Source organism: Streptomyces inhibens, assembly GCF_003389455.1.
In the GTDB taxonomy this organism is placed as follows: Bacteria; Actinomycetota; Actinomycetes; order Streptomycetales; family Streptomycetaceae; genus Streptomyces; species Streptomyces inhibens.
Genome location: NZ_QUAC01000103.1, coordinates 1 through 7,642, shown reverse-complemented (window position 1 = coordinate 7,642; position 7,642 = coordinate 1). Strand labels below are relative to the sequence as shown.

At 70.3% G+C, this 7,642-nt stretch carries 8 protein-coding genes and 1 pseudogene; 8 read left to right on the top strand and 1 reads right to left on the bottom strand.

Going from position 1 to position 7,642, the window contains the following annotated elements:
- The 8 genes and pseudogenes from DY245_RS13285 to DY245_RS13250 all read left to right on the top strand — a co-directional run.
- Nucleotides 1-414 (top strand): annotated as a pseudogene (locus DY245_RS13285) (histidine kinase); the annotation flags it as partial.
- Nucleotides 415-423: 9 nt separating this feature from the next.
- Nucleotides 424-837: a roadblock/LC7 domain-containing protein gene (locus DY245_RS13280; protein WP_018087200.1), complete on the top strand. Its 414-nt coding sequence runs from the start codon at nucleotides 424-426 to the stop codon at nucleotides 835-837.
- A 100-nt stretch (nucleotides 838-937) separates the two neighbouring features.
- Nucleotides 938-1,348, top strand: coding sequence for a DUF742 domain-containing protein (locus DY245_RS13275; protein WP_128506945.1), 411 nt, complete (start codon nucleotides 938-940; stop codon nucleotides 1,346-1,348).
- A complete protein-coding gene (locus DY245_RS13270; protein WP_128506943.1) occupies nucleotides 1,329-1,916 on the top strand; it encodes a GTP-binding protein in 588 nt (195 codons plus the stop codon). Before DY245_RS13275 ends, DY245_RS13270 begins: the two co-directional genes overlap by 20 nt.
- 399 nt (nucleotides 1,917-2,315) lie before the next feature.
- A complete protein-coding gene (locus DY245_RS13265; protein ID WP_181923661.1) occupies nucleotides 2,316-5,402 on the top strand; it encodes a sensor histidine kinase in 3,087 nt (1,028 codons plus the stop codon).
- Nucleotides 5,403-5,412: 10 nt separating this feature from the next.
- Nucleotides 5,413-5,826, top strand: coding sequence for a roadblock/LC7 domain-containing protein (locus DY245_RS13260; RefSeq protein ID WP_128506947.1), 414 nt, complete (start codon nucleotides 5,413-5,415; stop codon nucleotides 5,824-5,826).
- An 84-nt stretch (nucleotides 5,827-5,910) separates the two neighbouring features.
- The gene (locus DY245_RS13255) at nucleotides 5,911-6,528 is read left to right on the top strand and encodes a DUF742 domain-containing protein (RefSeq protein ID WP_128506939.1); all 618 of its coding nucleotides are present in this window, start codon (nucleotides 5,911-5,913) and stop codon (nucleotides 6,526-6,528) included.
- Nucleotides 6,509-7,087 carry a GTP-binding protein gene (locus tag DY245_RS13250; protein ID WP_073760799.1) on the top strand — a complete coding sequence of 193 codons (579 nt, stop codon included), beginning with the start codon at nucleotides 6,509-6,511 and terminating at the stop codon, nucleotides 7,085-7,087. Before DY245_RS13255 ends, DY245_RS13250 begins: the two co-directional genes overlap by 20 nt.
- 185 nt (nucleotides 7,088-7,272) lie before the next feature.
- Here the strand turns inward: DY245_RS13250 and DY245_RS13245 are convergent.
- A partial coding sequence (locus DY245_RS13245; protein ID WP_128506937.1) for a DAK2 domain-containing protein occupies nucleotides 7,273-7,642 on the bottom strand: 370 nt, incomplete at its 5' end.

Sequence of the window (7,642 nt, the reverse complement as noted above, 5' to 3'; positions counted from 1 at the left end):
GCCGAGCCGGCCGAAGCGCCGCGGATGCCGCGCCGCGGGGCCGCGCAGGACGGCGCCCCGCGCGCCGACGCACCGGTCAACGGCGCCCGCAACAGCGCGCCGGCCGAAGCCACGCAGTGGCGCAGCTCGCCGAACGACGAGACCTGGCGGCAGGCGGAGCAGATCCGTCAGCCCGCAGCCGGCGGTATCACCACCTCCGGGCTGCCCCGCCGGGTCCCGCGGGCGAACCTCGTCGCGGGCACCGCGCAACAGCAGCAGTCCACCCAGAGCGGTCCACAGGTCTCGCGAGCGCCCAGCGAGGTGCGGGGCCGGCTGACCAATCTTCGTCGGGGTATCCAGCAAGGCCGGCAGGCCGGGACATCGTCCACGGGCAACCACGGCATTGTCGACCCCACTCACCAGCAGGAGCGTTAGTTGAGTCCGATGAGCCAGGCGGCGCAGAATCTGAACTGGTTGATCACCAACTTCGTGGACAACACCCCCGGGGTGTCCCACACGGTGGTGGTCTCCGCGGACGGACTGCTCCTCGCGATGTCCGAGGGCTTTCCCCGCGACCGTGCCGACCAGTTGGCAGCGGTGGCCTCCGGGCTGACCTCGCTGACCTCCGGCGCGTCCCGCATCTTCGAGGGCGGGACCGTCAACCAGACCGTGGTGGAGATGGAGCGCGGCTTCCTCTTCATCATGTCCGTCTCCGACGGATCGTCGCTGGCCGTCCTGGCGCACCCCGAGTGCGACATCGGCCTCGTCGGCTACGAGATGGCCCTGCTGGTCGACCGCGCGGGCACGGTGCTGACGCCCGACCTGCGCGCCGAACTCCAGGGCAGCCTGCTGCACTGAGGCGCCCGCAGCGCCCCCGTTCAGCAACCCACCACCCGTTCAAGCCGCACCCCCCACCGGCCCAACCCGACGACAGTCAGCTGTCCCGTCCGGAGGACCCATGACCCCGCCACCTGCCACTTCCGACCCGTACGGCGCCTACAGCCAAGCGCCGTACGGGAACGAAGGTGACCAGCCGCTGGTGCGCCCGTACGCCATGACCGGAGGCCGGACCAGGCCGCGCTACCAGCTCGCCATCGAGGCGCTGGTCAGCACGACCGCCGACCCCTCTCAGCTGCCCGGGCTGCTGCCCGAGCACCAGCGGATCTGCCACCTGTGCCGCGAGGTGAAGTCGGTCGCCGAGGTCTCCGCGCTGCTGCACATCCCGCTGGGTGTGGCGCGGATTCTGGTCGCGGACCTGGCAGAGGCCGGGATGGTGGCGATCCACCAGCCCGGTGGCAGTGGCGAGGCCGGTGGCACGCCGGACGTGACCTTGCTGGAGAGGGTGCTCAGTGGACTTCGCAAGATCTGACAGCGCCGGGGGCCAGGCCCGCGCCACGACGTCCGCCAAGATCGTGGTGGCGGGCGGCTTCGGTGTGGGCAAGACCACCTTCGTCGGTGCGGTCTCGGAGATCAATCCGCTGCGTACGGAGGCCGTGATGACCTCCGCCTCGGCGGGGATCGACGACCTCAGCCACGTCCAGGACAAGACCACGACGACCGTGGCGATGGACTTCGGCCGGATCACGCTGGACCAGGACCTGATCCTGTACCTGTTCGGTACGCCCGGTCAGGACCGCTTCTGGTTCATGTGGGACGACCTGGTCCGCGGCGCGATCGGCGCCGTGGTGCTGGTCGACACCCGCCGGCTCGCCGACTGCTTCCCGGCGGTCGACTACTTCGAGAACAGCGGCCTGCCGTTCGTCATCGCCCTCAACGGCTTCGAGGGGCATCAGCCGTACACCCCCGACGAGGTCCGTGAGGCGCTGCAGATCGGCCCCGGGACCCCGATCATCACCACCGACGCACGGCACCGCAACGAGGCCAAGAGCGCGCTCATCACGCTCGTGGAGCACGCGCTGATGGCCCGCCTGCGCTAGGACGCGTACGGCCCGTCCCGCAACCGGCGCGGGCCGTACGGCAGTAGTGAGCGGCTCGGTGCGCCGCCCTGCCCCGGGCCGGTTCCCGCCATCCGTCAATGGATCTGTGTCCTTCGACACGCCCACAAATTTGCTTCATAACGTTTCGACAGTGAATCAGCGGGCTTTCGACACCCCGCGCGCATGCCCGGCTTCGCTGCGCTCACATTTCTCCTGCCTTTTGGCGCGGCTCGCCCTTAACGCCCCTTTTATCTAAGGCTCTTCTTCGCCCGCTCCGACTTTGTCCAGTGTTTGGAACGCACAGCCCTGACGTGCTGAAATTCGCTGAACTCCGGAGTAGGAACGCCCAGAAGAAACGGCACAGCAGGTCAGTGCCGGCGCCGAGAGGTTGTTGGTCGAGTGAGGCGAAGCAAGTCGAGCCCCGAGCCGCAGGAACCGCGGCGGGGCAACTTCACCCCGCCACCCAGAGGTGGCCTACCGGCTTCCGACGCGCCCGAAGACACGGTCGCGAAGCCTCCGGTCAGCGGCGGTAAGTACTCCCCGCGCAACTGGCGCGTGGCGACCCGTCTGAACGCCATTCTGCTGATCCCCGTACTCGTCGCCCTGGTATTCGGCGGCCTGCGGGTGAACAGCTCGTTCGGTACCTGGCAGGAAGCGCAGGACGCGGAGAACACCGCGAAGCTGGTGCGCGCCGCGCTTTCCTACAGCACCGCCCTCATCGACGAGCGTGACCGCACCGCGGCGCCGCTGCTCAAGGGCAAGAAGGACGACCCGGTCGTCCAGCAGGCGCGGGACGCCACCGACGCCGCCGGGGACAAGTTCCACGAGGCCGCCAAGGCGATACCCGACAAGCCGGGCCTCAAGCGCCGGCTCGCGGCGTTCGAGAAGACCGAGCCCAAGCTGGAGCAGCTGCGCCAGGCCGCCTACACCTCCAAGCTGCGCGGTGTGCAGACCGAAGAGGGTTACGTCGAGATCCAGCACCCGCTGATGGAGTTCGCCAACGAACTGGGCCTGGGCACCGGCAACATCACCTCCTACGGCCGTACCGTCTACGCGGTCGCGCTGGCCAAGGCCGCCGAGTCGCTGCAGCGCTCCATCGGCACCCACCTCCTGGTCGACCCGGCGTCCCCGCAGGGCGGCAAGGAGCACAAGCTCCAGCTGACCGCCTTCGCGTCGTACCGCTACCTGGAGGGCATCGCCATCGGCGAGTACACCTCCGGCGGTACGCCCGAGGACGTCCAGCGGCTGAAGGACGACGCCGCGGCGCTCAAGAAGGCCGCGCAGCAGAAGGTCGCACAGGCGAAGGAGCAGGCGCAGGCCGCGGGCCAGCCGTTCCGCACCCCGCCGTCGATCGACCAGATGTCCGCCCTGATCGCCACCGGCGCGGCGCCGGAGGCGCTGAGCGTGCGGGGCGTCACCTCCGACATCTACTTCGCGGCCGCGACCGGCAAGTTCGACATGTACCGGTCCATCGAGAAGGACCTGGCGGACAAGGCGGTGAACGAGGCGGCGCAGATCGCCGAGGACGCCCGGCAGTCCACCTTCGTCGACTCCGGCATCGTGGTGGCCGCGCTGATCGCCGCGTTCCTGGTGGCCGGCATGATGGCCCGCCGGATGAGCCGCAACATGCGCGCCCTGCGCACCGCCGCCTTCGGCATCGCCGAGCAGCGGCTGCCGATGCTGGTCGACCAGCTCTCGCGGACGGACCCGGGCCGGGTCGACACCCGCGTGACGCCCATCCCGATCTCCACCACCGACGAGATCGGCGAGGTCGCCCGCGCCTTCGACCAGGTGCACCGTGAGGCCGTCCGGCTCGCCGCCGAGCAGGCCCTGCTGCGGGGCAACGTCAACGCGATCTTCACCAACCTCTCCAGCCGTAACCAGGGTCTGATCGAGCGCCAGCTGGAGCTGATCACCGACCTGGAGAACAACGAGGCGGACCCGGACCAGCTGGAGAGCCTCTTCCGGCTCGACCACCTCGCCACCCGTATGCGGCGCAACGGCGAGAACCTCCTCATCCTCGCGGGCGAGGAGCCCGGCCGCCGCTGGAACCAGCCGGTGCCGCTGGTCGACGTCCTGCGGGCGGCGACCTCCGAGGTCGAGTCGTACGAGCGAATAGAACTCACCGGCGTCCCCGAGAGCGAGATCCACGGCACCGCCGTGACCGACCTCGTGCACCTGCTGTCGGAGCTGCTGGAGAACGCCACCACGTTCTCCTCCCCGCAGACCAAGGTGCGGGTCGCCGCGACCCGGCTGCCCGACGGCCGGGTGATGATCGAGATCCACGACAAGGGCATCGGGCTGACCCCCGAGGACTTCGCGGACATCAACCACAAGCTGGCCAACCCGCCGAGCGTGGATGCCGCGATCTCTCAGCGCATGGGCCTGTTCGTGGTCGGCCGGCTGGCCGACCGGCACGGGATCCGGGTGCAGCTGCGCCCCTCCGGCGAGCAGGCCGGCACCACGTCCCTGGTCATGCTGCCCGAGGCGATCACCCACGGTGGTGGCGGCGAGGAGCAGTACGAGGACGACTTCACGGTCTCGCGGATCGTGCCGGAGCATGAGCACGCGTCGTACGAGAGCCACCAGCGCACCGCCGCCGAGCTGGGCTTCGACGACAGCCGCTACGGCCGGTCGGGCGACGCCGCGGAGCTGGACATGATGGGCCGCTCGATGCTCCGCGAGGAGCGCCGGGCAGCCCTGGAGGCCCAGGCGGTGGGTGATCAGCCGGCCGGGCAGGGCGGTGAGCATCCGTTCTTCCGGGACGAGGCACCGGCCGACGGCGGCTACCAGGGCTACCCCGCCCAGGGATATGCGGAAGCTGATCAGCCGCTCTACGACGACCGCTCCCACGGCAGCCAGGCATTCGGCGATCTGGGCTTCTCGGAGACCACGGGCCAGCAGCCCTATGTCTCCCACGAAGCGGCACAGCCGGACGAATGGGCCGAACGCCCCTCGTTCGAGGGCTACTTCGGGACCGAAGCGGAATCCGACCGGAATACAACTGCCGCTCCCGCTGGCGCTCCTGAGCGCGTACCATTCGAGCGTCCGGGCCCCACACCGAGCGACGCCCCCTCGCTGACGGACGCCGGCCTTCCGCGCCGCGGAGGCCGCGACCAGCAGGCACCGCAGGTGCAACAGCAGCGGAGCGCGCCGGAGACCGGCCAGGACGGCTCGGACTGGCGCAGCTCCAACGACGAGCGCTGGGAGCGGGCGGAACGGCTGCGCGAGCCGAAGGCGGGCGGAGTCACCTCTTCCGGCCTCCCCCGGCGGGTGCCCAAGGCCAACCTGGTCGAGGGCGCCGCGGAGCAGACCCCACAGGGCGGCCCTCAGGTCTCCCGCGCCCCGGAGGACGTCCGCGGCAGGCTGAGCAACCTGCGCCGCGGTGTCCAGCAGGGACGCAACGCCGGCACGGACCCCTCCGGGGTCCCCCAGAATGACCAACAGGGCTTCGGCCCCGGCAGCACCTACGATCAGGAGCGTTAGTGTGAGCCCGATGAGCCAGGCGGCGCAGAATCTGAACTGGTTGATCACCAACTTCGTGGACAACACCCCTGGGGTGTCCCACACGGTCGTGGTCTCCGCCGACGGACTCCTTCTCGCGATGTCCGAGGGCTTCCCTCGTGACAGAGCCGATCAGTTGGCGGCGGTGGCCTCCGGGCTGACCTCGCTGACCTCGGGCGCGTCCCGCATCTTCGAGGGCGGGAGCGTCAACCAGACCGTGGTGGAGATGGAGCGTGGCTTCCTCTTCCTCATGTCCGTCTCCGACGGATCGTCGCTGGCCGTTCTCGCGCACCCCGAGTGCGACATCGGCCTCGTCGGTTACGAGATGGCTCTGCTGGTCGACCGTGCGGGTAGCGTCCTGACGCCCGACCTGCGCGCCGAACTGCAGGGCAGCCTTCTCAACTAACAGACAGGCAGTGCGTTTCCCGCCACCGAGCCTTATGGTTCGGTGGCGTGACCGGCGTCAGACAGGCAAGTTGGAGGAGGAGACATGGCAACGCCCCCGAGCGGATACCCGTATGGTTCCGGGCAGGAGTCCGGGCCGCAGGGCGAGACCCATAACAACCGCTTCAACTTCCCGTCTGCGCCGAGCCGTCGGCCGCAGCGGCTCCAGCCGCCGCAGCCACAGCGCCCCCAGCAGCAACAGCCCCGGCCGTACGACTCCCAGCCGTACGAGCCGTCGGTGTACGACCAGCCGCAGGCACCGCGCATCCAGCCGGTACAGCCGCAGCGGCGCGCGCCCGAGCCCGCCCCCACCGGCGGCAGCAACAACTCGCTCGTGCGCCCGTACGCCATGACCGGAGGCCGGACCAGGCCGCGCTACCAGCTCGCCATCGAGGCACTGGTCAGCACGACCGCCGACCCCTCCAAGCTGCAGGGCCAGCTGCCGGAGCACCAGCGCATCTGCCACCTCTGCCGTGAGATCAAGTCAGTTGCCGAGATCTCCGCGCTTCTCTCCATCCCCCTCGGCGTCGCCCGGATCCTTGTCGCCGACCTGGCGGAGGCCGGACTTGTCGCCATCCATCAGCCCGGCGGGGACGAGACCGCCGGCGGACAGCCAGATGTGACACTGCTCGAAAGGGTGCTCAGTGGACTTCGCAAGCTCTAGCGGTGCAGCCCGCTCCACCACCTCCGCGAAGATCGTGGTGGCGGGCGGCTTCGGCGTGGGCAAGACCACGTTCGTCGGGGCCGTCTCAGAGATCAATCCGCTGCGTACCGAAGCCGTGATGACCTCCGCCTCGGCGGGGATCGACGACCTCACGCACGCGCCGGACAAGACGACCACGACCGTGGCGATGGACTTCGGCCGTATCACCCTGGACCAGGACCTGATCCTGTACCTGTTCGGTACGCCCGGTCAGGACCGTTTCTGGTTCATGTGGGACGACCTGGTCCGCGGCGCGATCGGCGCCGTGGTGCTGGTCGACACCCGCCGGCTCGCCGACTGCTTCCCCGCGGTCGACTACTTCGAGAACAGCGGCCTGCCGTTCGTCATCGCCCTCAACGGCTTTGACGGACACCAGCCCTACACGCCGGACGAGGTGCGTGAGGCGCTGCAGATCGGCCCGGACGCGCCGATCATCATCACCGACGCGCGGCACCGCAGCGAGGCCAAGAGCGCGCTCATCACGCTCGTGGAGCACGCGCTGATGGCCCGCCTGCGCTAGGACGCGTACGGGCTCCCCGTGCCCGCTCGCGCCGTATGACGAAAGGCCCCCTCACCGGTCAGGTGCGGGGGCCTTCGTCGTGTCCGGCCTCGTGCCGGCGCTCAGCGTGTCCGGCCCGGGAGCCGGCGCTCAGCGTGTCCGGCCCGGGAGCCGGCGCTCAGCGTGTCCGGCCCGGGGGCCGGCGCTCAGCCGAGGGTCTCGCCGGCCGCCGTGAGGATCAGCGCGAGGGAGACCGCGCCGGCGTCCGGATGGCCGTAACCCGGCGCTCCCATACGGGCCGCACGGCCGCGGGCCGGGGTGAGCCGATCGGTGACGGCGGCGGCCCGCTGGTCGGCGTCAGCGGCGTCAGCGGCGTCCGCGAACAGCGCGCTGCGGCAACCGCCGCCGCCCGCCCCGGCCTTGACCAGGACGGCGCCGGTTTCGGCGAGCAGCGCGCCGTACAGGGCGCCTGAGGCGCCGCCCGAGGCGTCGGGGAGGGCGGGGCCGGCGGTGAGCAGCGCGGTGCCGGCCGAGCGTGGGTCGCCGGCCGGTCCCGGTTCGGTGGCGAGGTTCTTC

What these genes read in the sequence shown, in the direction of transcription:
- DY245_RS13280 (WP_018087200.1), top strand. Translation starts at nt 424, where the DNA reads ATGAGCCAGGCGGCGCAGAATCTGAACTGGTTGATCACCAACTTCGTG.
- DY245_RS13275 (WP_128506945.1), top strand. Translation starts at nt 938, where the DNA reads ATGACCCCGCCACCTGCCACTTCCGACCCGTACGGCGCCTACAGCCAA.
- DY245_RS13260 (WP_128506947.1), top strand. Translation starts at nt 5,413, where the DNA reads ATGAGCCAGGCGGCGCAGAATCTGAACTGGTTGATCACCAACTTCGTG.
- DY245_RS13255 (WP_128506939.1), top strand. Translation starts at nt 5,911, where the DNA reads ATGGCAACGCCCCCGAGCGGATACCCGTATGGTTCCGGGCAGGAGTCC.